Here is a 25,934-nt window from a genome sequence, read left to right on the forward strand (position 1 = left end):
ATTGTCATGAAATATGCCAGTTTTCGCCGCGCGGACGGGACGGCCAGCTTCGGCATCGTCGACTGGGACGCCATCGTGGACGTCGGCGGTCCGACCGGTGGGTCGCTGTGCGCGGCACTGCGCGCCGGATCGCTGCCGGCCGCAAGTGACGGCGACCGCCTGCCCTTGGCGGAAGTGCAGCTGTTGCCGGTCGTCACCGACCCGGCCAAGATCCTTTGCGTCGGCCATAATTACGAAAGCCATCGGCAGGAAACCGGACGTGCCAAGGTCGATCATCCGTCGATCTTCACTCGCTTTGCCGACACGCTGGTCGCGCACGCCACGCCGATCGTCCGTCCGCGCGCCTCGACCGATCTCGACTATGAAGGCGAGCTTGCGATCGTGATCGGCAAGGGGGGACGTGCGATCGCCGCCGAGGACGCGCTGGCCCATATCGCCGGTTATGCCTGTTTCAACGACGCATCGGTGCGCGACTGGCAGTGGCACACGTCGCAGTTCACGCCGGGCAAGAACTTTCCAGCGACCGGTGGCTTCGGCCCCTGGCTGGTGACCCAAGACGAGGCGGGCGATCTGTCCGACGTCCACGTCGTCACGCGCGTGAACGGTACAGTGATGCAGGATCAGCCGATCCGCGACATGATCTTCTCCATTCCCGCCATCGTTGCCTACGTTTCGTCATTTACCCGACTCGAGCCGGGCGATGTGATCGCGACCGGCACCCCCGGCGGCGTCGGCGCGAAACGCCAGCCGCCAGTTTGGCTCAGGCCCGGCGACATCGTGGATATCGACATCGGACCCGTCGGCACGCTCAGCAACACCATCATCGACGAAAAATAACCGCGGGCCTGAATGGCACCGCAGGCGATGATAAAAAAGGGAGAGGATCATCATGAAGACGTTAGCGATTTTGTTGGCAGGGGCGAGCGTTGCGGCGCTTGCCGCACCGGCCCATGCTCAGACCACGGCACCCGTGACGGACAGCGCCACGACCAAGACAGATCCGGCCCAGATCAATCCGGCTCAGACCGATCCGGCGGCACCGGCCGCGACACCCGAACAGGACGGATTGCAGGACATCGTGGTGACGGCACAGCGCCGTGCCGAGAATCTGCAACGCGCCGCTGTCGCCGTCGCGGTACTGTCGAACGACGCGCTCATCGACAAGAACGTCACCTCGCCTGCCGGCATCAGCCAGCTTGTTCCGGCGGTCAACATCCAGCCTGCCGGGGGCAGCGCGACGACCTTCTTCGTGCGCGGTGTCGGCAACTTCGCGGTGAACGGATACACCGATCCTGCCGTCGCGTTCAATTACGACGGTGTCTACGTCGGACGCGCCAGCTCGACCGGCGGCCTGATCTACGACTTGCAGCGGATCGAAGTGCTGAAGGGCCCGCAGGGCACGCTGTACGGCCGCAACGCCACGTCGGGCGCGATCAACGTTATTCCATCTCGCCCGGAAATTGGCCGTACTGGCGGTGGCCTGTCGGTGTCCTACGGCAATTACGATACGCTGACGGCGCAGGGCAACGTCAACCTCGCAATGGGCGACAGCGGTGCGCTCCGCATCTCGGGTCTTCGGTCGAAGCGTGACGGCTATCTCAGCGACGGAACCTCGGACGAGGATCTGTACGCGGTCAGGATTCAGATGCTCGCCGAACTGACCGACACGCTGACCGTGCGCGTCGCCGGCGACTATTCTCACGCCGGCGGCAAGGGGACCGGGTCCAGCTACGCCTTCGGGTACGCCTACAACGCCCCGACGGGTGTCTTCGTGACGACTCCGTCGGGGTTCGACGTCGGGACTGGCCTGTTCGACCCGGCTGCACAGGCCTACCGCCAGACACGCTTCATCGGCCTGTCCGGTCGTCGCGCCGCGCCGCTCGATCGCGAGCCGTACCTCAACAACAACTTCTACGGTGCCAATGCCGAGGTGACGTGGAAGACCGGCGTCGGCACGCTGACCGTCATCCCCGCCTTCCGGTCCGGCAAGCTCGACCAGATCTTCACCGTGCCCGCGTTCGAGGCCTATCTTCAAGAAGACCAGTCACAGTACAGCGTCGAAGCACGCCTGGCGGGCGAACGGGCTGCCGGTTTGTTCGACTATGTGCTCGGCGGGTTCTTCTACGACGAGCAGGTGAAGGGGAACTACACCTTCAATCAGCAGGGGCTGGCACCGTTCCAGAACTTCGTGTCGTCGACCAAGGCACGCGCGGCGTTCGGCCGGCTTACCGCGCATGTCACCGACACGCTGCGGCTCGTCGGCGGCATCCGGTACACCAGCGAGGACAAGCGGTTCGACGGCACGGCGGATTTGATCCAGGTCGTCTGCACCACCCGCGTCAACGGCGTGCCGAGCTGCCCCAACGCACCGCTGATCCCGACGGTCGACGACCCGTCGCAGGTCGGCTTCGCGAACCCCGCGGTCGGTGGCGGTCCAATCCCGATCGGCACGACGGGTGCTCTAGCGCAGCGCGTCATCACCGAAGTCCACACGCCGCTGTCGACCAACCGGGTCAACTACCGTGCCGCCATCGAGTTCGACGTCGGGCCGCGGTCGCTGCTCTACGCCAGCTACGAGAACGGGTTCCGCTCGGGCGGCTTCTCGCTGTCGGTCGGCAAGGAAACCTACCAGCCCGAATTCATCGACGCCTACACCATCGGCATGAAGAACCGGTTCTTCGACAACAAGCTGCAGCTCAATCTGGAGGCGTTCTACTGGAAATATCGCGACCAGCAGGTGACGCATGCCGGCATCGACGCCCGCGGCATCCAGGGCAATTTCACCGAAAACGTCGGTCGCTCGACCAACAAGGGGTTCGAGGTGGAATCGCAGTTCCTGCCGCTGCGCGACACCCTGCTGGCGGTCAACGTCCAGTATCTCGACGCCAAGTATGACAGCTTCGTCTATCAGGTTCCGGTCGGCACAGCGCCGCCCTATACCAGCTGCGCTGTGTCCCGCGCGACCCCGACCGCGACGCTCTACACGATCGATTGCTCGGGCAAGCAGGCCTATCAGTCGCCCAAATGGACCATCAATCTGGGCGTGCAGCAGTCGTTTCATCTGGGCGAGACCGAGATCACTTTGCGCGGCGATACGCAGTACAAGTCCAGCCGCGTGGTGGGGTTTGAATACCTGCCGTTCCAGACGATCGGTGCCAACTGGCTCAGCAGCGCGCAGCTGACGATCAAGCCTGCCGGCATGCCGTTCTCGGTCGCCGCCTATGTCCAGAACATCGAGGGCGATCAGATCCCCGTCGCCTCGAACGCCTGGGGTCTGGGCGGCGTCTACACCTACAACGTCACGCCGCCGCGGACCTATGGAATGCGCGTCAGTGCGAAATTTTGAGGTGCCGAATGTCCCGCTGGAAGGAGCCCCCGCAATGAACGCGACCATGGTCTTTCGTCGTCGGCCGTCCCGCCTGATGTCGGCGCTGCTGCTTGCCGTGGGCGCATCGGCCTGTGCCACGGCCCAGGTGCCAGCGCGCACCGGGGCCTCCGGGTCGGCCTCGTCCTCGGTATTGTCGTCAGCACCGGCACCGGCACCCGCTCGCGGCACCACCCTGACGCTGCTGGGTACCGGCGGCGGTCCGGGTGGCCTGGTGGATCGTGCGGGTATCGCCAGCCTGCTCACGGTCGACGGCACGAACTATCTGATCGACGCTGGCGAAGGCGTCACCCGCGAACTTGCCCGCGCCGGGGTACCCGAAACGGCAGTGTCGACCGTGTTCCTGACGCATCTGCACGACGATCACACCGCCGGCCTGCCCGCCCTCGCGACGTTCGCCTATACCCTGCGCAGCAAGGGGCTGGCCGTCATCGGCCCGATGTCGACCAAGCGGCTGACCGACGGCATCCTCGCCTATATGCAGCCGAACGCCGACATCCGTCGGGCCGAACGCCGCCTGCCCGATCCGGCTACCATAATATCCGGACGCGACGTCGGGCCGGGGCCGGTATTCGCCGATGCCAAGGTGACGGTCACTGCGGCCGAAAACACCCATTTCACCGCGTCGACCCGTGATAAGGCAGCGGCCCGATCCCTCGCCTACCGGTTCCAGACGCCGGACAAGGTCGTCGTCTTCACCGGCGACACGGGGCCGAGCGACGCGGTCGATGCACTGGCCAATGGTGCCGACATCCTGGTGTGCGAGGTCGTCGGATCCGCGGACATCGCCAGCGTGCCGGTCGACGTGCGCGTGCACATGCTCGAGGAGCATCTGAGCGCCGCCGAAGCGGGCAAGCTGGCTACCCGGGCGGGGGTCAAGACCCTGGTGCTGTCGCACCTGCGCACTATGACCCCGGCGGATTTGGCCGAGGTCAAACGCCATTTTGCCGGTCGGGTCCTTATCGGTGCCGATCTGCAGCGTTTTTGAAAGTGATGATGATGACACGGACATTTTCCCGCCTTCTTACCGCGACCGCCGTACTTCTGGCGCTCACGCCCGGCATCACGGCGGCACAGTCAGCGCCTCCGGTCGCACGCGCCGGCGTCGATCGGCCCCAGGGTGACAAGCGCTACGCCTGGGTCACGCTGGGAACGCAGGGCGGCCCGATGCCGAGCCTGACGCGCAGCGAACCCGCCAACCTGCTGGTCCGTGGCGGCGCGGCGCATCTGATCGATGCCGGGGACAATGCCATGACGCGCGCGATCGGCGCGGGTGCGACGTTCCAGACGTTGCAGACGATCTGGCTGAGCCATCTGCACTTCGATCACATCGGCGGCATGTTCGGCGTCCTGGGCCTGCGGAATCAGACCCGTACGGTTCGTCCGCTTACCATCTATGGCCCGCCCGGCACCCGGCAGCTTGTCGAGGGTCTGTTCGCGGCGATGACGCCAAGCGCCGAGGCAGGATTCGGCATCCCCGGCGAAAGCGAAGTCCTTCCGTCGACCGGAATCACGATCATCGAACTGAACGGCGGCGAAAACATCAAGGTCGGTGACATGACGGTGCGCGCGGTGCGCAATTCGCATTATTCGTTTCCCGCCGGCAGCGACATGGACCGCCGGTTCGCGTCGCTGTCCTACCGATTTGACCTGCCTGACCGATCGATCGTCTACACCGGGGACACCGGCCCGAGCGCGGCGGTCGAGCGGCTGGCCAATGGAGCCGACCTGCTGGTAAGCGAGATGATCGACCTCAAGACCACGCGCGATAGGATTTCCGGCCGTGCTGGCATCACCGATCCACGGACCCTGCAACAGATGGTGGAGCATCTGACGACGCACCACCTGACCACGCAGCAGGTCGGCGAACTGGCCGCAAAGGCCGGGGTCAAGCGGGTCGTGCTGACACACTTCGCGGGCGGCACCTCGGCTGATCCCAACGGACCCGGTGGTTATGCCGAACAGGTCAAGCAGACGTTCAAGGGCCCGGTCGTGGTGGCCGCGGACATGGACCGGTTCTGACGCATGACCCGCAATGAGGGATGCAGCGATGGACGCTAGGACCGGCGGCATGACCGCCGCACCATCCGGATCGTCGGGGTCGCGCGCGGCGGCACCCTTCGCCGTGAACGCGTGGTACGTCGCCGGTTTTTCGACCGAAATCGATGCCGGGGCGCTCGTCGGGCGCAAGATCGTCGGGCTCCCCGTCCTGCTGTTCCGCCAGGTGGATGGCCGCCCCGCGGCGATCGGTAACCGCTGTCCTCACCGGTTTGCGCCGCTGAGCATGGGAACGTTGTGCGGAAACAGCGTGCGCTGCGCCTATCACGGGCTTGCGTTCGACGCATCGGGCCGCTGCGTGCACAATCCGCACGGCTCCGGGGCCCTGCCGGCGTCGCTGTCCGTCCCCGCCTATCCCGTCGAGGAGCGCTGTGGCCTCCTCTGGGTCTGGCCGGGCGACCCCGCCAGTGCCGATCGTACAACGATCCCGGCGTATGACGGGCTCAACCCCGCCGGGTTCCACATCGGTTTTGGCTATATCCACGGCCGCGCCAATTACGAGTTGATGAGCGACAACATCCTCGATCTCAGCCACATCGAGTTCCTGCACCCGAGCCTCGGCACGCCCGAAGTAAGCCGGGCGAAGGTTGAGGTCACGCAAGGCGACGGCACCGTCACGACGACGCGCCACATGAAGGACGAGATGCTGCCCGAGGGCATTGCGCGCGTCTACCGCGTGGGCGGCCGGCGGGTGAACCGCTCGCTTCGCGTAACGTGGTATGCCCCGGCGAACCTGGTGCTTACCGTGACGGTCGACACGGCGGACGACGCCGAACCGTGGCAGTCCGGGTCGCAGACGCTGCACCTATTCACACCGGAAACGACGTCGAGCAGCCATTATTTCTTCGTCGCTAGCGTCGCTCGCGATCGGGTCGACGCCGAAACCGCAAGCCTGTTCTTCGCAAACCTGCAACGCGTGTTCACTACCGAGGACAAGCCGATGATCGATGCGCAACAAGCGATGATCGGCGACGCCGATCTCAGCGACCTCAAACCAGCGTTGCTGCCCGTCGACAAGGCGGCGGTGCTCGCCCGTCGCGAACTGGCCCGACGGATCGCCGCCGAGCAGGCGTTGCCGCGAGCAATGCCGTGAACAGCGGCTACCGCAGCACGCTGGCCGACATGGGCCGCGAAATCGGACCGGCGATGATGCGCGACGTGCATGCGCTGTACGACGAAGCTCAGCGCGACCTGGCCAACAGGTACCCGGCAACCGAGACGGATGTCGCCTATGGGCCCGATCCACGTCAGGTGATGGACCTCTATCGCCCCTCGTCGACGCTCGGGGCCGGCGTCCCAGTGCTAATCTTCGTCCACGGCGGCGGGTTCCGGCGGGGTGCCAAGCGCAACCCATCTCACCCGTTCGAGGCCCATATGGGCAGCTTTGCCGCGACGCACGGAATGCTTGGTGTGGTCGTCAACTACCGGCTCGCGCCCGACCACGTCTTTCCCGCCGGTGGCGAGGATGTCGGGCTGGCGGTCGACTGGCTGCGCGAACACGCGGCTGCCCGCGGTGGGGATCCCGACCGCATCGTCGTAATCGGCACCTCGGCCGGTGCCGCGCACATCGCGACGCTGTTGCAGATACGCGCGTCGGTGCCGATCGCCGGTGCGGTGCTATTGTCGGGACTGTACGGAATCGAGCCCTATGTCGATGCCGAACGCGACCTGCTGTACTACGGGGTCGATCCCGCGGGTCATGCCGCGACCGTCAGTGCCGATGCGCTGGCCCGGACCGACACGCCGCTGTTCGTCCTGTGCGCGGAATATGATCCACCCCGCTTCCAGGCCGAGTTCATCGGCCTGCTGGCGCGCTTCGCGGCGCTGGGCCGGCCGCTTCCCCCCGCGATGGTGGCCGCCGATCACAATCACTTCTCGCTGGCGATGCATATGGGAACGCAGGACACGCGGGTCGCCGACGCCGTCCTTCGTTTCATCGACGACCGCTGCGCTCCCATCACGACTGGACAAACCGCGTGACAGACTTTCCCATCGAAATGCTGCGATCAGTCGATTTCCACGTTCCCGACGTGGATCGTGCCGTCGACTTCTACACGCGGGTCTGGGGCCTCGACCTGGCGGACCGTTCCGGCGGGTCCGCATGGCTCCGTGCAACGGGCAGCGACTGCCATGTCCTCGCACTCCACGGCGGCGACGCCGCCTGCCGGTCGACGACCTACCGCGCCGCCCCCGCCGCCGATCTCGAGGCCCTCGCATGGCACATGGCCGCCGCGACGGGTTCGACGGCGCGGGCCATCGGTCCGATCAACGATCATGGCGGCGGCATCGGCTTCGCCGCGCGGGATCGGGTGGGTCGTACGGTGCGGGTGGTCCAGCACGACGATCGCGCCACGCCTCTACCCGGCGATCAGGGGCGGCCCGAGCGGCTGGCCCACGTCAACATCAACAGCGACGACGTCGCGCGCGACATCGGCTTCTATGTCGAGGGGATGGGCTTCAAGCTCACGGACCGGTCAAAGATGATGGGTTTCGTCCGCACCAACAGCGACCATCACACGGTGGTGATCGCCGACGCGCCGGTCAACACGCTCAACCACGTCGCCTTCCTGCTCCCGAGTTGGGAAGGCGTGATGATCGCCTCGGGGAGGATGGTGGACCGGGGCGACCCGATCGGCTGGGGTCCGGGGCGGCACGGGCCGGGCGACAACGTCTTCGCCTATTTCGTATCGCCCGACGGCTTCGTCGTCGAACATACGGCAGAGGTGCTCCAGGTCGACGACGGCTACCGCGTCGGGGGCCCCGAGGACTGGACATGGCCACCCGGCCGCACCGACCAATGGGGCATCTGCCCGCCAAAGACCGGCGCGTGCAAGGCGGCACAGCTCGCCATTCCGTTTGCCGATACCCATGCTGGAGACAATTGACATGACCGACACCCAGAGCCAGCCGACGACCACAGACCTGACCGGTCGCCTACCCGGCGCGGCCGTGCCCTATGTCGTGCGTTACGGCGAGGGGCTGCGCCATAATGCCGCGGGCCAGATCGTCTATACGCTCGCCGGAACCGACGAGACCGCAGGCGGCTTCGGCGCGATGCTCGGCGAGTTGCCGTCAGATCGCCAGCCGATCCCGCTGCACTATCATGAACGCGAACACGACACGTGGTTCTGCCTGCGCGGCAAGATCCAGGTGTGGTGCAACGAACAGAGCCGCGTGCTTAGTCCGGGCGACTTCGCGTATGTGAAGCCGCGCGATATCCACGCCTACCAGAGCTTGGCACCGCGCAGCAGTTTCTTCGGCATCGTGGCCCCCGGCGGTTGGGAACGCTTCTTCGTAGAGGCTGGCGAAGTGTGGGGCATGACCGCGCTGCCACCCGAAGGCCACCCGTTCGATTTCCGACGCATGGGCCCGGCGATGGCGAACAACGACGTTCACCCGGTGTCCGACGCGACGTACGCCTCGGCGACGCCGATCGGTCCGGACGATCAGGCCCTGCCGAACGGGAACAGTTCGTATTTCCTCGACGCGGGGCATGGGACGCGGCGTCACCTGTTGGGTCATCTGGTGACGTCGATCATGACGGGGGACCAGTGCGCCGAAATCGCCGATTTCCGGCTTGTCGAAGGGCCGTCGGGCACCGCGATGCCGACGATGTCGCATAATACGACGACGACCTTCCTGTTCATGCTGGCGGGCGAAGTCGTCGTCACGCTGGACGGGGTCGAACACCGCGTCCACGCCGGCGACGGGGTGAACATACCGGCGGGCACGCGGTATGCGACCCGCATCACCAGCGGCACGGCGCGTTGGCTCGCCTGTTCGGCCAATGGCAATGGCGGACGGATCTGGGATCACGGCATGCCGACCAGCGCGTTCTGCTTCACCGGCACCTGCGACATCCCGACGGAACGCGAACGGCTCGCTGGTGCTTCAGGTCTCGATTGCACGATCGAGCCATGAGCACCCAGGTGAACGGCAGTGCGGCAGGTCCGGCGCAGCATACCGCGCTGCGTCGCCATGTCGCGAAGGAGACTGCGATCGCCGCGGTCATCAACGCGGCGCTCAGTCTGGCGTTCACCTATCTCATGTTCGGAGGTCAGGCGCGTGTGCCAGTCGGCGGGGCGGCCGGCCTGGTGTTCGATGCCGCACCGCAGACGTTCATGGTAACGCTCATGAGCCTGCTGGTTCCGCGTTTGCTGACCCGCAAGAAACTTCTGGCCGGATGTGGCCTGGTCCCGGTCCTTATCGCACCGCCGGGGAAGGCCGTAATCCTCGGCACGTCGGTCGGCTGGGCGGCGATCGTTACTGTCGTGGCGGTTGGTCTGCAGGCCGTGCTGCTGCCACGGCTGGGGCCGGCGGAATGGTCACTGGGATCGGTTTATGTCTTTAAGACCGGCTATGGCGCCCTACTGGGCGCGCTGGTCGCGGCATTCGCCGTCACGCACCTGATTATGCGCGTCTCCCCGATCGACGCTGTGCATCCTAGGAGCGTACAGTGATGCCGGGAACTGACGCCGGCTACAAGACGGCTGCCCGGCCGCTTTCGATCGGATCCCTCTTTTCCGACCGGGTCGAAGCGTTTCTCGACGGGCGCGTTGGTATACCCGGGTTCGATGCCCACATCTCCATCGTCGAGGCGCAGACGCTGTTCCGAACGGTTCTGCGGGATGGAACCTACGATGTAGCCGAGCTGTCAATGTCCTCGCACATTGCCGCGGTGGCGGCGGGGCGACGCGATTATGTCGGCCTGCCGGTATTTCCATCGCGCAGTTTTCGACATTCCAACCTGTACGTGCGCAGCGATCGGGGAATCACCCGCGCGGCGGACCTAGCGGGACGGACGATCGGCCTAATCGATTTTCAACAGACCGCGGCGCTGTGGATTCGCGGAATTCTCGCCGATGATCACGGCGTGCCGCGCGAGAGCGTGCGCTGGGTTGCGGCGGGATTGCACGCCCCCGTTCTCGACGACCGCGCGCCGGTGACAGTAGGGCACGGCATCCGGCTCGAACGGTCCGCATCCACCCTGGACCAGTTGCTGCGCGACGGCCTTGTCGATGCGGTTATCAGCCCAACCGCCCCACGCTGCCATGCCGATCCCGACGTACCAGTAACTCGTCTTTGGCCCGATTTTAAGAGCGAGGAACTCGCCTGGTGGCACCAAACGGGCATATTCCCGATCATGCATGTCTTGGTCGTCAAGCGTGCGCTGCTGGACGCGCACCCTGGGCTTTCCAACCTGCTGTTCCGCGCATTCGACGAGGCGCGGCGATTGGCGGCGAATGATATCGTAACCCGTGACTTCCCTAAGATTATGCTGCCGTGGATCACGACCCATGCAGCACATGTCCGCGCCGTATTCGATCATGATCCGTGGACCTACGGGATCGAGCCGAACCGGGCCGCGATATCGACGATGCTTCGGTACGCCGTGGCTGACGGCAGCGTACGCGACGGGTTGCGTATCGAACAACTGTTCGAGTGACGTCTGTCTCCTTCGCGGCAGCACTAAGATTGAGGGTACGATGAAGAGCAAGATCTACGACAGCCCCGCCGCCGCGCTCGACGGACTGCTGTTCGATGGCATGACGATAATGTCGGGCGGGTTCGGCCTGTCGGGCAACCCCGAAAGCCTGATCCCTGAGATCCGCGCGAGCGGCGTGCGCGACCTGACCGTCGTCTCGAACAATGCGGGCGCGGACGGCTTCGGCCTGTGGATGCTGCTCGAGACGCGGCAGATTGCCCGGATGATCGCGAGCTATGTCGGTGAGAACAAGCTGTTCGAGCAACAATATCTTTCGGGCGAGCTTGCGCTGGAGCTAAACCCGCAAGGGACGCTGGCCGAACGGATCCGCGCGGGCGGTGCGGGCATCCCCGCCTTCTACACCAAGACGGGCGTCGGCACCGTTGTCGCCGAAAGCAAGCCGATCGAGACGTTCGAGGGCGAGGACTATGTCCGCGAGACATGGCTGCGCGCCGACCTGTCGATCGTCAAGGCGTGGCGTGCGGATCCGGTGGGCAATTTGATGTTCCGCAAGACCGCGCGCAACTTCAACCCCAACATGGCGACCGCGGGCAAGGTGACGGTGGTCGAGGTCGAGGAGATCGTACCCGCCGGGTCGCTCGATCCCGACTGCATCCACACGCCCGGCATATATGTCGACCGCATCGTGCTGAGCACCATCAACGAGAAGCGGATCGAAAAGCTGACACTTCGCGAGGAGGAGACCGTTCGATGAGCTGGAATCGTGAGCAGATGGCGGCGCGTGCCGCGCAGGAGCTGCAGGACGGGTTCTACGTCAATCTGGGCATCGGCATACCTACGCTCGTGGCGAACTACGTCCCCAAGGGGCTAGATGTAACGCTGCAGTCCGAGAACGGGATGCTCGGCATCGGGCCGTTCCCGACGCGCGACGCGGTCGATCCCGATCTCATCAATGCGGGCAAGCAGACGATCACCGCGCTGCCGACGTCTTCCTTCTTCTCCTCGGCGGACAGTTTCGCGATGATCCGCAGCGGCCACATCGACATGGCGGTGCTCGGCGCAATGGAGGTCAGCGAGGGCGGCGACATCGCCAACTGGACAATCCCGGGGAAGATGGTGAAGGGCATGGGCGGCGCGATGGATCTGGTCGCTGGAGTCAAGCGCGTGGTGGTCGTGATGGATCACGCCAACAAGGCGGGCGTGCCCAAGATCCTGCATGCCTGCACGCTGCCGCTGACCGGCAAAGCCTGCGTCGACCTGATCGTCACCGATCTGTGCGTCATGGCCTGCGACAAGCCGGGGCTGCGACTCGTCGAGCTCGCGCCGGGCGTCACGCTCGACGAGGTCCGCGCCAAGACCGGGGCCGACTTTGCGGTTGCCGAAAGCATCGCGGCATGAGCGGCGTCGTCCCCTATTCGCGCGACGATGCGGGCGCACCGCCATCACTTTTCGCGGACTATCGCTCGACCGTCCTGCGCGCGCCGAGCCAGCCGCCGATCCGCACGCCGCAGACGCTGACCGAGACGACCGGGCCCAGCGGCGCCTGGGATCGGCTGATGGGGTCCGCGCTCGCCGACCTCACCACCCAGCATCGCGGCACGCCGATCGGCCAGCGCATCGTCGTGTCGGGTCGCGTGCTCAACGAACAGGGCCGGCCGGTGCCCGACACCGTCATGGAGATCTGGCAGGCGAACGCGGCGGGACGCTACGTCCACGTCCGCGATCAATGGGATGCGCCGCTCGATCCTAACTTCACGGGTGCGGGCCGGGTGGTGACCGACGCGGAGGGGCGCTATCGCTTCGTCACGGTCCGCCCCGGCGCCTATCCTTGGGGCAACCACCGCAATGCCTGGCGCCCCGCGCATATCCATCTGTCGCTGCTCGGCCCTGCGTTCGCGACCCGGCTGGTGACGCAACTCTATTTCCCGGATGATCCGCTGATCGAGATCGATCCGATCGCCAATGCGGTGCCGATGCCCTATCGCCAGCGGCTCGTCAGCCGGTTCGACATCGCGACGACGATGCCCAACTGGGCGCTCGGCTATCTGTTCGACGTCGTCCTGAAAGGGCGCGAGCAAACTCCGTTCGAAGATGATCATCATGACTGATCTCGAGGCGCTGCAACCCGGGTCGCGCCGGGACAATCAGGATCCGGCTATCTTCGGCCAGACCCCCAGCCAGACGGTCGGCCCGTTCTTCCATTACGGCCTGCCCTGGAAGGGCGGCGCGGATCTGGTCGGCAAGTCGGAGATGGGCGCACGTGCCGATCTGTTCGACGAGCAGCACTGGGTGCTCAACCTGTCCTCTCCGACCGGCACGCCGCAGGGCGAGGTAATCGAGGTCGCGGGCCGAATCCTCGATACCGAGGACATGCCGGTGGTCGATGCGATGGTCGAAATCTGGCAGGCCAACGCGGCGGGACGCTACAACAGTCGGGACGATGGGCGCGACGATGTGGCCATCGATCCGCACTTCATCGGTTTCGGCCGGGCCTCCACCGATGCGGAGGGCGTGTATCGCTTTTGCACGATCCTGCCGGGTCGCGTGCCCGGCCCGGGCAACGCGCTCCAGGCGCCGCATCTCGCGGTCTCGCTGTTCGGGCGTGGGATCATCAAGCGGCTCGCGACTCGAATCTATTTCGAGGGTGCCTCGGGCAACGACGACGATCCGATCCTCGCCTGCGTGCCCGTCGATCGCCGCGGCACGCTGATCTCGAAACGCCGCGACGACCGCGTCTGGTGGCTCGACTTGCGGCTCGGCGGCGACGACGAGACGGTGTTCTTCGACCTGTGAGCCTGTTGCGCACCCGCCCGGTCGCGACGCCTGCGATGATCGCGGTGTTCGACGACGCCGCCACGATCGCCGAAGCTCTCGGCTTCGAAGCGGCGCTGGCGGCTGCGCAGGCGGCGGAGGGGGTGATCTCGACGGAGGCGGCGCAGGCAATCGCGTCCGCGGTCCACGGCTTCGTGATTGATCCGGCCGAACTGGCGGAGGCGGCGGCGCTTGCGGGCACCCTGGCGATCCCGTTGATCGCGCGATTGCGCGCCTCGTTGCACGGCGACGCCGCCGAGGCGCTTCATCGTGGCGCGACCAGCCAGGACGTCGCGGAGACCGCCTTGATGCGCCAGGTACGGCAGGCCACGCGATTGCTGCTCGACGATGTAACGCGGATCACGGCAGCTCTGACCCCGCTCGCGCAGGATTGGGCGCAGACGCCTGCGATCGGTCGCACCTTGTTGCAGGATGCGCAGCCGATCGGCTTTGGCCTTCGGATCGCGCAGTGGCACGCGGGCATCGCCGCCGCTGCGCGCCGGGTCGAGCGCGAAGTCGCGTCGAGCGCGGCGCTGCAATGGGGCGGCGCGGCGGGCACGCGTCCAGGTCAAACAGACAGCGCGGCAGCGGTCGCGCGGCGGCTGGCGGCGGCGCTCGAACTGGCGGATGCGCCGCCTTGGCACGCCCGCCGCGAAGGCATCGCCGGGATCGCCGCCGCGCTCGGCATCCTGATCGGCGCGCTCGCCAAGATGGCGCGCGACGTCGCGCTGCTGTCGCAGAATGCGATCGGCGAGGCGCGCGAGCCGGCGGTGGCTGGTCGCGGTGGATCGTCGGCAATGGCGCACAAGCGCAACCCGACCGGATGTCAGGTCGCGCTGTCAGCCGCGATCCGCGCGCCGGGGCTGGTCGCGGGCATCCTCGCCGCGATGTCCGCCGAGGAGGAGCGCGGCATCGGCGGCTGGCAGGCGGAGGGGCCGATGCTGGTCGACCTGTTCCTGCTCGCGTCGGGAGCGGCGGAGGCGATGGCGGTGGTCGCGCAAGGTCTGAAGATCGACGACGCGGCAATCGGGCGCAATCTGGCCGCGGCGGGGCAGGGCAATGATATCGCGGACAGTGTTGCGCTCGTCGTTGCGCTGCTATCGGAAAAGGATTGACGTCGTGCCTTTCATAACGCGTGACGGCGTGCGCCTGTACTGGAAGCTGGACGGCGGCGATGCCGCGCCGCCGCTCGTGCTGCTCAACTCGATCGGCACCGACATGGCGCTGTGGGACGGGTGCGTGCCTGCGCTCACCGGCCGGTTCCGCGTGCTCCGGTTCGATACCCGCGGACACGGTGCGTCGGACGCGCCGGCCGGCGATTACGACTTGCCCATGCTGGCCGCCGATGTCGTCGCGGCGATGGACGCCGCCGGGATTGCGAGCGCGGCGGTGGCAGGCGTGTCGCTCGGCGGCATGATCGCGATGCAGATGGCGCTGGATTTTCCTGGGCGGGTCACCGCAATTGCGCTAATCTGCACCTCGGCGACGATGGATGCGGCGGTGTGGACGGATCGGGTCGCGGCCGTGCGCGCTGGCGGCACTGCCGCAATCGCGGATCTCGCGATTGGGCGGTTCTTGTCGCCGGGCTTTGTGCGGACGCATCCCGCGACTGCGGCCGGCCTGCGCCGTGGCCTGACGACGATGGCCGCGGACGGCTATGCCGGCGCCGGCGCGGCGATCCGCGACATGGCGGTGATCGATCGCCTGTCCGGGCTGTCGCTGCCGGTGCTCGTGGTGGCGGGCGACCGCGATACGTCGACACCGTTCGCGGGGCATGGCGAGCGGATCGCCGCCGCGATCCGCCACGCGCAGGTCGTCCATCTCGACGCCGCGCATCTCGCGCCGGTCGAGGCGCCGGGCGCGCTGGCGGCGGCGCTGATCGCTTACCTCCAGCCCGATGCGAACGCCGATGCGTCCGGCATGCTGTTCGAGGCGGGGCTGCGTAATCGCCGTCGCGTGCTCGGCGATGCCTGGGTCGACACGTCGCTCGCGGCGCGAACGCCGTTCAATGCCGATTTCCAGGCTATGATCACCCGGATCGCCTGGCACGAGATCTGGGGTCGCCCCGGGCTCGACGATCGCACCCGCCGGTTGATGGTGGTTGCGATCACCGCGAGCCTTGGTCGCTGGGAGGAGTTTGCGCTGCACGTCCGCACCGGGCTCGTGCGCGACGGCTTCACGCGCGACGAACTGAAGGAAGTGCTGATGCAGACTGCCATCTATGCCGGCGTGCCCGCGGCCAACACCGGTTTCGCGGAGGCCGGCCGCATCATCGCCGACCTCGACTCTTCCTCCGATGGGAATTCCTGATGCCCGACGCTTTCATCTGCGATGCGATCCGCACCCCGATCGGTCGGCTGAACGGCGCGTTGTCGACGATCCGCGCGGATGATCTCGCCGCGCTACCGATCAAGGCGCTGGTCGAGCGCAATGCCGGGGTCGACTGGGCGGCGGTGGAGGATTGCATCCTTGGCTGCGCGAACCAGGCGGGCGAGGACAATCGCAACGTCGCGCGGATGGCGACACTGCTCGCCGGGCTGCCCGTCGACGTGCCCGGCGCGACGGTCAACCGACTCTGCGGGTCCGGCCTCAACGCGGTCGGTATCGCCGCGCAGGCGATCCGCAGCGGCGACGCGGCTCTGATGATCGCAGGCGGTGTCGAGCAGATGACTCGCGCGCCGTATGTGCTCGGGAAGGCTGCGGGCGCGTTCGACCGCACGCAGAAGATCGAGGACACGACGCTAGGCTGGCGCTTCGTCAACCCTGCGATGCGCCACGCGCATGGCGTCGATTCGATGCCCGAGACCGCTGAGAACGTCGCCAAGGAATGGCAGGTCAGCCGCGAGAAGCAGGACGCGTTCGCGCTCGCCAGCCAGCAAAAGGCGGCCGCCGCACAAGCATCCGGCCGCTTCGCCGCAGAGATCGTGCCCGTCAGCCTGCCCCAGAAGAAGGGCGAGCCGGTCGTCGTTTCGAAGGACGAGCATCCGCGCGCGACGAGCCTCGAGGCGCTGGCCAGGCTCAAGCCGGTCGTCCATGCCGACGGCACCGTCACCGCGGGCAATGCATCGGGGCTCAACGACGGCGCCGCGGCGATGCTCGTCGCGTCGGAGGCGGCCGCCGCGCGGCACGGGCTGACCCCGCGCGCGCGGATCGTGGCGATGGCGGTGGCGGGCGTGGCGCCGCGGGTAATGGGCGTCGGCCCGATCCAGGCGGTGCGCAAAGCATTGGCGGTCGGCGGGATCGGCATCGACCAGCTCGACCTGATCGAACTGAACGAGGCGTTCGCCGCGCAGGCGATCGCGGTGCTGCGCGATCTGGCCGTCGACCCCGCCGACTCGCGCGTCAATCCCAATGGCGGCGCGATCGCGCTGGGCCATCCGCTTGGCATGTCGGGCGCGCGCATCGTGATGACCGCGACCGAGCAGCTTCACCGCAGCGGTGGCCACTATGCGATGGCGTGCATGTGCATCGGCGTGGGACAGGGGATCGCGATGTTGATCGAGCGGGTCTAATCAGGCCGCGAACGCTACGATATCCCGATCGACGCCTGTTAAAGCCCGATGTCGATGCGGGGAGCGCGCGACCCCGGCTGCTGATTGACCGGACGATCGCCTAGAACGAGGTGCCCGTCCTATTGCGCGACACCGATCACAAGGAGATTGAGATCATTGACTGACTATCCGAAAGACGATCGCATCCCAGACGTACCTGTGAGCGACCGTTTCGACACTCTAATCGTCGGAGCCGGCCATGGCGGCGCACAGGCGGCGATCGCGCTGCGCCAGATCAAGTTCGAAGGCAGCGTCGCGCTGCTCGGCGAAGATTTCGATCTTCCCTACGAACGCCCGCCCTTGTCGAAGGATTATCTTGTCGGAGCGAAGACGTTCGAGCGGATCCTTATCCGTCCGCTCGGCTTCTGGCCCGAACGTCGGATCGACCTGCTGCTCGGCCGCCGCATCGATGCGGTCGATGCCAACGGGCATATCGTCACCCGCGCCGACGGAACCATGATCGGCTATAGCACGCTGATCTGGGCGGCGGGCGGCCACCCGCGTCGGCTGGCGTGCGAAGGCGGCGATCTCGAGGGGTCCACGCGGTGCGCACCCGCGTCGACGTGGATCAATTGCTGAACGAGCTAGACTATGCCGCCCGCATCGTCGTCATCGGCGGAGACTATATCGGCCTGGAAGCCGCCGCCGCTCTGCCCGAGTTCAGTAAGCAGGTGGCCGTCGTCGAGGCGCTCGACCGCGTCCTGGCACGGGTCGCCGGTGAACAACTGTCGTGTTTCTACAAGGCGGCACATCGCGCGCATGGGATAGATATCCTCCTGGCGACGGCGGTTTCCTCCCTCGAAGGCAACGGGCGCGTCACCGGCGTTCGGCTTACCAACGGCGACGTACTGCCGGCCGATATTGCGCTCGTAGGCATTGGCATCTTCATCGGCGCAGATCAGGCTGAGTTGGAGCGTGCGGACGTTGTGGATGCGCGCCAGCGTCTTGCTGCGGGCGTCCGCCATGTCAGCCGCCCAACACGCCGGTCAGTTCGGCGACCGTGTCATTCAGCAAGACGTTTTCGTCAGCGCCCTGGCGGATATATTCCATCACCGTGGGGTGGCCCGGTAAGGTACAGCTTTCAGCAGATGGTCGAGGAACTCCCAAGCCGTCCGCCTGTCAGCCTTATCGACCGCGAACTTGCTGGGACGGTCAATGCCGACGAATAAGTAGAGCGCGCCTTCGGCGGTCTGAACCTCGGCGATATTCATGTAGAAGAGGCCGATGGGGTAGCGCTTAAAGCGCTGACGCTTTGGTTTGTCGCTCTCGATGTCCGGCAGGCGGAAGATGACGTGCCGCGGCAAGCAGCGGTGCAGCGCTGACCGTGTCAGATGCAGGATCGTCGGCTGCAACGCATAGAGGCGATCGTCGAGCGGCAGTAATATGTGACGCCGGAATGCAATGACCCCTGCCTCCTTCGGTTAGGGTCGTGGAGTGAGGGCCTTCGGCCCGGTCTTCAGCTCCTCAACCGTTGCCCGCTTGCGCCATTTCGCCACCGTCTTCGGGTAAATCCACACCTCTCGGCTCAGCGCCGAGAGCGAAGTTTGCGATCAAGGTATTGCTGCTCGGACGGCGTTGCTTGGTCGTGGCGCTCCCGTGACGTACTTGTGCCATACGGCTTCCTTCCGTTCCAACGAAAAAATCGCACCATCAAACCGTGGGATAAAACACCTATGCCGCTATTGAGTGAGGTTCGGACTTTATAATATCTGCGACCGCACCTTCCAACGAACTGACATATCGGTCCGCGCCCAATACTTGCTGGATCGAAGTATCGCTGAGGGCTGCCTCCCCTTGTGGCCACAGGCCGACAACAATACGCGCGGTCGGAGCACGCGCGCGCAACCGTCGAACGAGGTAACGGAGCTTTGCCGGTGAGCCGGATACCTCCAGGTAGGAGACTGCGATCACATCGACTCCGGCAAGGTCCAACGTCTGAACGTTATCCCTTGAGACCGCGCTATTGGGGACACGCCGTGCTTGCACCCCCTGTTGGCCAAGCAACTGCGCAAGCATTGCGGTCACGGCGTCATCGAACGGACCATGCCCGGCAACGCAGGCAACCGTTTGGGCCGGTATCGTCCTATCAGATTCTGTTACTGCTAGCGTAGGCTGTAGGTCCTCGATCACGGACATCATCGATTTGGTCATCTGATCTGCGCCAGCCTGGTCGATCGTCCCACGCGCCTCATCCTCGACCGCCAGCTTCAATCCCTCGAGCACGACGCCGTCATAGTATTCTGTAAGAGAGCGGTCAGCGAGAAGCATCTCGGCTTGTGCCAAAGCCTCGTCCGGGTTCCGCGCCAGGATGCGCTGGTAGAAGCTTTCAACAGGTGTCAGCGCTGGTCTGTCACCCAGGAGGACGTCGAAGAACTCGAGGCTCTTCACATGGCGCCCCATGACCACCAGACATAGCGTCAGCGGTGTGGACATGATCAGCCCGATCGGCCCCCAAAGCCACGTCCAGAAGATCGCCGATACGATCACCGATACGGGCGAAAGGCCTGTCGAGTGGCCATAGAGCAATGGTTCGACGACGTAACCGGTAAGCGGCTCAATGATTACAAAGAGCGCTACGACTTCCAGCGTCATGCCCCAGCCTGGATCCACGGCCGCACCAAGCGCCGCAGGAGCCACTGCTGCCAGGAACGGCCCGATATAGGGTACGAAGCGCAGCAGCCCCGCCATCACGCCCCACATGGCCGGCGATGGTATGCCGATCAGCCATAGACCAAGGCCGATAACGACACCGAAGCACGTGTTTACGGCCAGCTGGGAAAGGAAGTACTTGCTGAGGCGCTGACCGGCGTCATCGATAGCACGCGTCGTGCGATGCAGGTCGCTCGATCCGAACACACGGATAAAGCGATCGCGTAGATCCTCCTTCTGCATCAGAACGAAGATCGCGACGATGAGTACGATGACCGTCGTTTCCAGCGGGCCTAGGATAGGTTCGAGAACCGTACGTGCGATCGCAAACGGCGACGTGCTGCCTTGGACGACTTCCACCGGAATAGGGCGGCGTTGGTCGGACGCTGTCACAACCGACGGTGTTGCCAGCGTTGGCGGCGCGGCACGTGGCCGGGCAGTTGGTCGCGAGCCCCCCAGTTCCTTCGTGATCGAGGCAAGGCGTGCAACAGCAAACCCCTGAACCCCCTGAACCTTGGCTTCGATGGTGCGGGCATATTGCGGCGCGTTCACAGTCAGCGACGCCGCCTGACTGCCGATGAGCGCGCCGAACAGACCCAGGAGACCCAGAGCTGCCATGACGGTCAAGATCACGGCAGGCGCCCGCCAAAGGCGCAGACGCTGTAACAGGTTCACGACGGGTGACAGAACGAACGAAAGCATCACCGCCAGGGTAATTGGTATGAGTACGTCTTGACCGAAATACAGGGCGGCAATGACAAGCGTACCGACCGCTACGCCGGCCAGCGTCTTGAGCTCTGGCGCTGAGGCTGATCGGATTTGTGCCGCACCAGGATTATCCGCGGGTGACTCGCGACTACCGGTCACTACATCGGTGTAGCCGGCTATGTTGTCAGGACTGCTCATACGAAAACCTTCTTGCCGGAGCTCGCGTATCGGTCACGTCGAGACCCGGCACGAGGTATTGCACAGTATCGCTATCCCGATGTCGGGACAGACAAAACCGAGAGGTTCGCGTCATGACGCACCTCTCGGATGAGAACACTATCGTCCAATGACGGACTTAAGACTTGAGCGCTTTCGCCATGTTGAGATGCGCTGCAACCGTAGGCGCCAAGCTCGCCGCGAACGTTTTCAACTGGGGCACGTCACCGGTTGCGGCATAACCCTTGAGCGTATCGAGCGTCTGTTGATGGCCCGCGACCTGGGCAGCTGCATACGCGGTGTCGAAATCAGCGCCCTGCTTGGTCTTCAGATCAGCAAGCTTCTGCTGCTGCTCGGCATTGAGCGCCGGGTTGGGCGTCAGGGCTGGCGAGAGCGTAGCCGTCAGAGCTTTCAGCTTGGCAGTCGAACCCTCATGGGCCGTGATCATCTGGCCAGCGAACTTCTTCACTGCAGCAGATGCACCGTTGGTTACGGCGAGCTTCGATGTCTCGATCTCGTATGCGTCGCTTGCAGCGGCCATGTTTACGAAAGCCTGGCCACCTGAGGCGGGTGTTGCCATGGCATCATTGGAACCAGCGGCGTTCACGTCCGTGGCGGTCGTGTTGGCATAGGTGCTGTTATCGACGGCGGTCGTATTTTCAGCCTTTTTGCCGCAGGCAGCCAAGGAGAGCGCTGCTACCGATACCAGTGCCAGGGTCTTCATAGTCATTATCGTCTCCATTCGGTCGTTCGTTGCTGCCAAGTCAACGCGTGCCTCGATGGGACCGTTCCACCCTTGCAACGAACTTCGGACCGATCGCAGGGCGTGTTCGTTCAACCTGTCTGCCGGCACCGCTGCCGGCCTTATCGGGACACGGCAATGAGCATCTTCAGCACGATCATGACCAAGGTTTTCCATCATAACGCTGCGCCCGCGGCTGCGCCAACTCAGGCTCCTGCCGCTGCACCCCAGGCGGCGCCACAGGCGGCGCCGGCTGCTGCCGCTCAGCCCGCCCCAGCAGCGCCTCAGCAGTCTGTCGATGTCGGTGCGGTCCTCAACGAGATGGCATCGATGAAAGATGGCGGCGGCAACTACCAGAGCTCGATTGTTGATCTCCTGAAGCTGCTCGACCTGGATTCCAGTCTGACAGCTCGCAAGGAACTTGCCAGCGAACTGAATGTCCATGCTGCAGACGACGGCTCTGCCGAACAGAACATCGCCCTTCATAAGGCTGTGATGCAAAAGCTTGCCGACAACGGCGGTATAGTTCCAGACAGCCTGCGCAATTAAGCGAGTCGGTCCGGAGGGAGCTGTACAAGCTGCAGCCCCCTCCAGATTTAGTTCGCCGTACTTACCCTTTGCGAGAATGATGAACAACATCATTCTCGCCCTTAATGCGCGGGCCCCGTTTCCGGAGGCGAAGTTGCCACCGTTCCCTGAGCAGCCTGTGCCGGAAGTGTCTGGCTACCGCGCGGCGGACCGTTTGGATCTTTTTGCAGGCTCTGAGCGACAAGCCAGCAAATCGTGATCACCAGCGCTACGATCATGATGAAGATGATGATCGCTACGGGGCCAGCCCGCTTGTTTCCTCGTCTCTGCACCGTACGCGTTCCTCAGAAATGTCAGCAGTCTCAATGGCATGCGGGCCGGCGATGCCGCGATCTGTTCCCGTCGTTCAAACCACCCGTTAAGCCAACACGGCAGCCTGATGGCGAACGGCGTTATCGACGCTCCCCAAAGACCGAGCCGAGAATACCGCCCAATCCGCCGCCAAGACCGCCACCGGGCGCTGCGCCCGCGGCTCCAGCACCGCCAAGGTTGCCAAGTACCGATCCAAGAATCCCACCAAGGCCACCCTGCTGTCCGCCGGAGCGCCCGGTCAGATGACCGACCACCAGCATGACCAGAATCGGCAGCATCTGCTTCAGCAGCTCAGGCGCCAGCCCGCTGCCTTGCGCAGCGTTGTTGGCGACTTCACGGCTACCGTCTTTCGATCCGAAGATACCGCCGAGAAGCTGATTACCTTGATCGATTTGCGTCGGCTCGTTGCCCAGCACATTGGAAGCAAGGTCCGCACCACCAAGTTCGTTTGCATGAGCATCCACTTGCGCCGTGTTGTTGCCCATGCCGCTAAGAACGGCGGGCAACAGGGCCGCGGCACCACGCTGAGCTTGATCACGCGGTATGCCAAGCTGAGCAGCAAGGGCATCGATGCCGCCATCTGGCAGTAAGTCGTTGAGGTTCATGTCAGCTTCCTTGTTTGATGGGTACCAACAGATGTCGGCGCCCATGGGTCCGGCTACCACTGCTTGGGCTTAGCCTTGGATTGGCAGGTCTTTTCAAAGGCGCGGCGCTCACTCAGCCATTTCGGTCGTACGAGAGCGGGGCGGTCGTCCCGAGAGCCAACTAAGCCCTCCGCCGATGGCCAGCAGCCCTGCCCCCATGATAGCCTTGTCGCGACGTCGCAGGAGAACGAGCCCGCCCGTAACGATGATGGACGGCACCATGCCGGCTCTGCCGAGACCTGCTATGCGCGCTACGCGCACGGCGATGCGGCTGGCCGCGTATTCCCTTAGTGTAGACGGCGTAGGCGGTGAGGCACGGGATACTTCTTCGTCACTGGACGAAGCCTGCGGGCCCGGTCCTGGCTGCGGCGCTACGTCGGGTCCGGACGCTACCGTGTCGGCCGCGTATGCACCGCGATCCCCCAGCGATTTGCTCGCTCCCTTGGTCGTGTCCTGCGTCGTCTGGCGTTCCAGTTCGCAATTGAACTCGGCGCCGAGCAACAGAATGTAGGCAGACAAATACAGCCAGGTCAGCAGAACGATCGCCGCGCCGAGCGATCCGTAGGTCGCATCGTAGCTGCCGAAGTTTGTCACGTAGAACCCGAAGCCCAGGGTAACGACCAGCCACAACACCGTCGTCAGTACCGAGCCGGGCGTCAGCCACGTCCACTTGGCCTCGTCTCGGTTTGGCGCGTAGCGGTAGAGCGTTGCAGCAGCTGCAGCGCCTATTCCGGCCATGACAATGCACGAGACGACCTTGCCCCCCAGAAGCAGCACGGCAGGCGCTGAGGGAAACAGCGTATCCAGACTTCCCATCGCCGCAATGGCGATGATCGCGAAGATCGCGATGAGGACCGCGCCGGCAGTGATGCCGAGCGCGATGAGGTTCAGCCGAATGAAGCTGCGTGTTTCCTCCTCGTCATAGGCGATGTTCAGCGAGGTGATGAGCGCGGTTGCGCCCTTCATCGCGCCGTACAACGCGATGGCGAGCGCAAGGAGGAGGCCGAACCCCTTCTTGCCGTCCGACGTCGTGACGACGTTGGCCAGCTGTTCACCGATGAGCTTGGCTGCATCGGTCGGCATGACCGAGGTCAGCGACTGGACGTTCTTCATGACCGTCTCAGGCGTCGCAACCAAGCCATAGCTCAGAACTACAGCGCCAAGCATGGGCACCATGGCGAGGACGCCGCAGAAAGCCACACCGGAGGCTACCAGACTGATGTTATCCTGGCCTGCCTCCTTCCATGCTCGAAGCGCAATGTCCTTCCAGCCTTTTGCCGGGATAGCCCAGGGACTGCCGGCATCGTGCCCCCTTGCGTCCGTCTTGCTCGTCTCAGTCATGCCTCGTCCCTTTACGCGTTTCTTGCACCTGGCATGCGATCGCCGTTTTCTCGGTAGACGCCAGTTTCGATACGATCCCTGATACGGGTTGCCTCAAGCCCCCACGGCTGGCGGCGCATCCTTGTCTGGATCTCGCCCATGTTGCTGATCGAGGAGACGCATGACTGGCGTCACCGTCAGCCCGTGCAGAACGATCGAGAACAGCACGACCAGTCCGAGAAGGCCCCAAAGGCGCTCAGCGGCATCCACGTGGATGTGGCTCAGCCCGTACGCCAGATAGTAGATCGATCCGACGCCGCGAATGCCGACGAAAGCGAGAGTCAGCTTCTCAGAGCGATCCGCCCGGTGACCGAACAGACCGATAAGGCCTGTGATCGGCCGGATGACCAGCAGGATCACGAGCGCGATGGCCACATCGGTCAGCGAAACCGACGCCAGGAGCCCGCTGACCAGCGCACCGCCAAACAGCAGCAGCAACACCATCATCGCCAGTCGCTCGATCTGCTCGGTTACGTCGTGCATGTCGTGATGAAAGTCGTGGGTCCGGTGCGTTCCCCGAAACGTCAGTGCTGTCACGAACACGGCAAGGAAGCCGTAGCAATGGATGAGTTCGGTAAAGCCGTAGGAGATGCAGGTCGCCGCCAGCGCGATCAGTCCGTCACCGGTCTGGGCGAGCTTGGTCTGTGCCGGGACATGAAAGGTTACCCACCCAAAGGCGCGGCCGATCAGCCATCCGGCACCCACGCCAGCACCGATCTCCCACAGGACCCGGTAACTCAGCCATTCGCCCAACACCGACTGATGTGTCCCGGCCGCGGCCGCCAGCATGATGGCGAGATGGACGAACGGAAACGCAAACCCATCGTTGAGCCCGGCTTCTGACGTCAGCCCGAACCGTACCTCGTCTTCGTCCTCACTCTTGGGTGGGCCGACCTGGATGTCGGCTGCGAGAACAGGATCCGTCGGCGCGAGGCTTGCCGCAAGCAGCAGCGCGATTGCCCATGGCAGTCCCATTCCCCATGCCGTCACTACGGTAATCGCAAGAATGCCTAGCGGCATTGTGATGGCGAGAAGCCGCCATGTAACCGCCCAGTCGCGCCATCGGAAAACGCGGTCGATCTTCAGGCCAGCGCCCATCAGCGCGATGATGACAACGAACTCTGTAAAACGTTCGGTGATCTCGGGGTGGAGAAGCGGCAGCGGCTTCAGCGTGACTTGCGGGAGCGAAAACAGTGCAGCACCGAGCGCGATGCACACGATTGGCAATGATAGCGGCAGCTTGCGGAGAGCCAGGGGCAACCACACGACAAGCGCGGTAAGCAGGCCAAAGCCGGTAAGAACAAGGATATATGTATCGGGAAACCCGGAAGCGGCGATCATTACGGGTTTTCCCGGTAGGTAACGAAATTTTGCCGCAGCAGCGCGCGCATCAGTCGACGTGAAATATTGCGCGAGAAAGGAGCGATGGCACTGCCACCGCTCC

General features: G+C 64.7%; 24 protein-coding genes and 2 pseudogenes. 20 read left to right on the forward strand and 6 right to left on the reverse strand.

Annotation, left to right across the window (positions count from 1 at the left end; all coding sequences use genetic code 11):
- Window positions 1-6: 6 nt before the first annotated feature.
- The 18 genes and pseudogenes from U1737_RS07075 to U1737_RS07160 all read left to right on the forward strand — a co-directional run.
- Entirely contained in the window at window positions 7-837 is an 831-nt protein-coding gene (locus tag U1737_RS07075; protein ID WP_332796154.1) for a fumarylacetoacetate hydrolase family protein, read from the forward strand.
- 52 nt (window positions 838-889) lie between these two features.
- Complete coding sequence (locus U1737_RS07080) at window positions 890-3,346, forward strand: TonB-dependent receptor (protein ID WP_332796155.1); 2,457 nt, start codon at window positions 890-892, stop codon at window positions 3,344-3,346.
- 34 nt (window positions 3,347-3,380) lie between these two features.
- Window positions 3,381-4,373: an MBL fold metallo-hydrolase gene (locus tag U1737_RS07085; RefSeq protein ID WP_332796156.1), complete on the forward strand. Its 993-nt coding sequence runs from the start codon at window positions 3,381-3,383 to the stop codon at window positions 4,371-4,373.
- Window positions 4,374-4,384: 11 nt separating this feature from the next.
- Window positions 4,385-5,407, forward strand: a complete 1,023-nt coding sequence (locus tag U1737_RS07090) for an MBL fold metallo-hydrolase (RefSeq protein ID WP_332796157.1) — start codon at window positions 4,385-4,387, stop codon at window positions 5,405-5,407.
- Window positions 5,408-5,456: 49 nt separating this feature from the next.
- Window positions 5,457-6,536 (forward strand): Rieske 2Fe-2S domain-containing protein, encoded by a 1,080-nt coding sequence (locus U1737_RS07095; protein WP_332796158.1) that lies wholly within the window; start codon window positions 5,457-5,459, stop codon window positions 6,534-6,536.
- Window positions 6,533-7,423 (forward strand): alpha/beta hydrolase, encoded by an 891-nt coding sequence (locus U1737_RS07100; RefSeq protein WP_332796159.1) that lies wholly within the window; start codon window positions 6,533-6,535, stop codon window positions 7,421-7,423. The genes U1737_RS07095 and U1737_RS07100 overlap by 4 nt, the downstream gene beginning before the upstream one ends.
- Window positions 7,420-8,328 carry a VOC family protein gene (locus U1737_RS07105; RefSeq protein WP_332796160.1) on the forward strand — a complete coding sequence of 303 codons (909 nt, stop codon included), beginning with the start codon at window positions 7,420-7,422 and terminating at the stop codon, window positions 8,326-8,328. The genes U1737_RS07100 and U1737_RS07105 overlap by 4 nt, the downstream gene beginning before the upstream one ends.
- 1 nt (window position 8,329) lies before the next feature.
- A complete protein-coding gene (locus U1737_RS07110; protein ID WP_332796161.1) occupies window positions 8,330-9,364 on the forward strand; it encodes a cupin domain-containing protein in 1,035 nt (344 codons plus the stop codon).
- Window positions 9,361-9,903 carry a hypothetical protein gene (locus U1737_RS07115; RefSeq protein ID WP_332796162.1) on the forward strand — a complete coding sequence of 181 codons (543 nt, stop codon included), beginning with the start codon at window positions 9,361-9,363 and terminating at the stop codon, window positions 9,901-9,903. The genes U1737_RS07110 and U1737_RS07115 overlap by 4 nt, the downstream gene beginning before the upstream one ends.
- Window positions 9,903-10,889, forward strand: coding sequence for a substrate-binding domain-containing protein (locus tag U1737_RS07120; protein WP_332796163.1), 987 nt, complete (start codon window positions 9,903-9,905; stop codon window positions 10,887-10,889). The genes U1737_RS07115 and U1737_RS07120 overlap by 1 nt, the downstream gene beginning before the upstream one ends.
- Window positions 10,890-10,929: 40 nt before the next feature.
- Window positions 10,930-11,643, forward strand: a complete 714-nt coding sequence (locus U1737_RS07125) for a CoA transferase subunit A (protein WP_332796164.1) — start codon at window positions 10,930-10,932, stop codon at window positions 11,641-11,643.
- Window positions 11,640-12,287, forward strand: a complete 648-nt coding sequence (locus U1737_RS07130; RefSeq protein ID WP_332796165.1) for a 3-oxoacid CoA-transferase subunit B — start codon at window positions 11,640-11,642, stop codon at window positions 12,285-12,287. The genes U1737_RS07125 and U1737_RS07130 overlap by 4 nt, the downstream gene beginning before the upstream one ends.
- Entirely contained in the window at window positions 12,284-12,997 is a 714-nt protein-coding gene (gene pcaH, locus U1737_RS07135) for a protocatechuate 3,4-dioxygenase subunit beta (protein WP_332796166.1), read from the forward strand. Before U1737_RS07130 ends, pcaH begins: the two co-directional genes overlap by 4 nt.
- Window positions 12,990-13,682: a protocatechuate 3,4-dioxygenase subunit alpha gene (gene pcaG, locus U1737_RS07140; protein ID WP_332796167.1), complete on the forward strand. Its 693-nt coding sequence runs from the start codon at window positions 12,990-12,992 to the stop codon at window positions 13,680-13,682. The genes pcaH and pcaG overlap by 8 nt, the downstream gene beginning before the upstream one ends.
- Window positions 13,679-14,815 carry a lyase family protein gene (locus U1737_RS07145; RefSeq protein WP_332796168.1) on the forward strand — a complete coding sequence of 379 codons (1,137 nt, stop codon included), beginning with the start codon at window positions 13,679-13,681 and terminating at the stop codon, window positions 14,813-14,815. Before pcaG ends, U1737_RS07145 begins: the two co-directional genes overlap by 4 nt.
- Window positions 14,816-14,819: 4 nt before the next feature.
- Window positions 14,820-16,010: a bifunctional 3-oxoadipate enol-lactonase/4-carboxymuconolactone decarboxylase PcaDC gene (gene pcaDC / locus U1737_RS07150; protein ID WP_332796169.1), complete on the forward strand. Its 1,191-nt coding sequence runs from the start codon at window positions 14,820-14,822 to the stop codon at window positions 16,008-16,010.
- A complete protein-coding gene (gene pcaF, locus U1737_RS07155; protein WP_332796170.1) occupies window positions 16,010-17,212 on the forward strand; it encodes a 3-oxoadipyl-CoA thiolase in 1,203 nt (400 codons plus the stop codon). Before pcaDC ends, pcaF begins: the two co-directional genes overlap by 1 nt.
- 198 nt (window positions 17,213-17,410) lie before the next feature.
- Window positions 17,411-18,135: pseudogene (locus U1737_RS07160) on the forward strand (NAD(P)/FAD-dependent oxidoreductase); the annotation flags it as partial.
- Window positions 18,136-18,318: 183 nt separating this feature from the next.
- On the opposite strand, the pseudogene U1737_RS07165 reads toward U1737_RS07160, so the two are convergent.
- The 3 genes and pseudogenes from U1737_RS07165 to U1737_RS07175 form a co-directional block, all read right to left on the reverse strand.
- Window positions 18,319-18,865 (reverse strand): annotated as a pseudogene (locus tag U1737_RS07165) (transposase family protein); the annotation flags it as partial.
- 57 nt (window positions 18,866-18,922) lie between these two features.
- On the reverse strand, window positions 18,923-20,806 hold the full coding sequence (locus U1737_RS07170) for an AI-2E family transporter (RefSeq protein ID WP_332796171.1): 1,884 nt from the start codon (window positions 20,804-20,806) through the stop codon (window positions 18,923-18,925).
- Window positions 20,807-20,963: 157 nt separating this feature from the next.
- Window positions 20,964-21,554, reverse strand: coding sequence for a DUF4142 domain-containing protein (locus U1737_RS07175; protein ID WP_332796172.1), 591 nt, complete (start codon window positions 21,552-21,554; stop codon window positions 20,964-20,966).
- 150 nt (window positions 21,555-21,704) lie between these two features.
- On the opposite strand from U1737_RS07175, the gene U1737_RS07180 reads away from it, so the two are divergent.
- Window positions 21,705-22,115: a DUF3597 family protein gene (locus tag U1737_RS07180; RefSeq protein WP_332796173.1), complete on the forward strand. Its 411-nt coding sequence runs from the start codon at window positions 21,705-21,707 to the stop codon at window positions 22,113-22,115.
- A gap of 79 nt (window positions 22,116-22,194) precedes the next feature.
- Window positions 22,195-22,353 (forward strand): hypothetical protein, encoded by a 159-nt coding sequence (locus U1737_RS07185; RefSeq protein ID WP_332796174.1) that lies wholly within the window; start codon window positions 22,195-22,197, stop codon window positions 22,351-22,353.
- A 193-nt stretch (window positions 22,354-22,546) separates the two neighbouring features.
- Here the strand turns inward: U1737_RS07185 and U1737_RS07190 are convergent, their stop codons facing one another.
- The 3 genes from U1737_RS07190 to U1737_RS07200 all read right to left on the reverse strand — a co-directional run bounded on the left by U1737_RS07190 (window position 22,547) and on the right by U1737_RS07200 (window position 25,831).
- Complete coding sequence (locus U1737_RS07190; protein ID WP_332796175.1) at window positions 22,547-23,071, reverse strand: DUF937 domain-containing protein; 525 nt, start codon at window positions 23,069-23,071, stop codon at window positions 22,547-22,549.
- Between the two features lie 108 nt (window positions 23,072-23,179).
- Window positions 23,180-24,451: a YihY/virulence factor BrkB family protein gene (locus U1737_RS07195; RefSeq protein ID WP_332796176.1), complete on the reverse strand. Its 1,272-nt coding sequence runs from the start codon at window positions 24,449-24,451 to the stop codon at window positions 23,180-23,182.
- 93 nt (window positions 24,452-24,544) lie between these two features.
- Complete coding sequence (locus tag U1737_RS07200; RefSeq protein WP_332796177.1) at window positions 24,545-25,831, reverse strand: cation:proton antiporter; 1,287 nt, start codon at window positions 25,829-25,831, stop codon at window positions 24,545-24,547.
- Between the last annotated feature and the right edge of the window lie 103 nt (window positions 25,832-25,934).

This window comes from Sphingomonas fucosidasi, assembly GCF_036663855.1.
GTDB classification, from domain to species: domain Bacteria; phylum Pseudomonadota; class Alphaproteobacteria; order Sphingomonadales; family Sphingomonadaceae; genus Sphingomonas; species Sphingomonas faeni_B.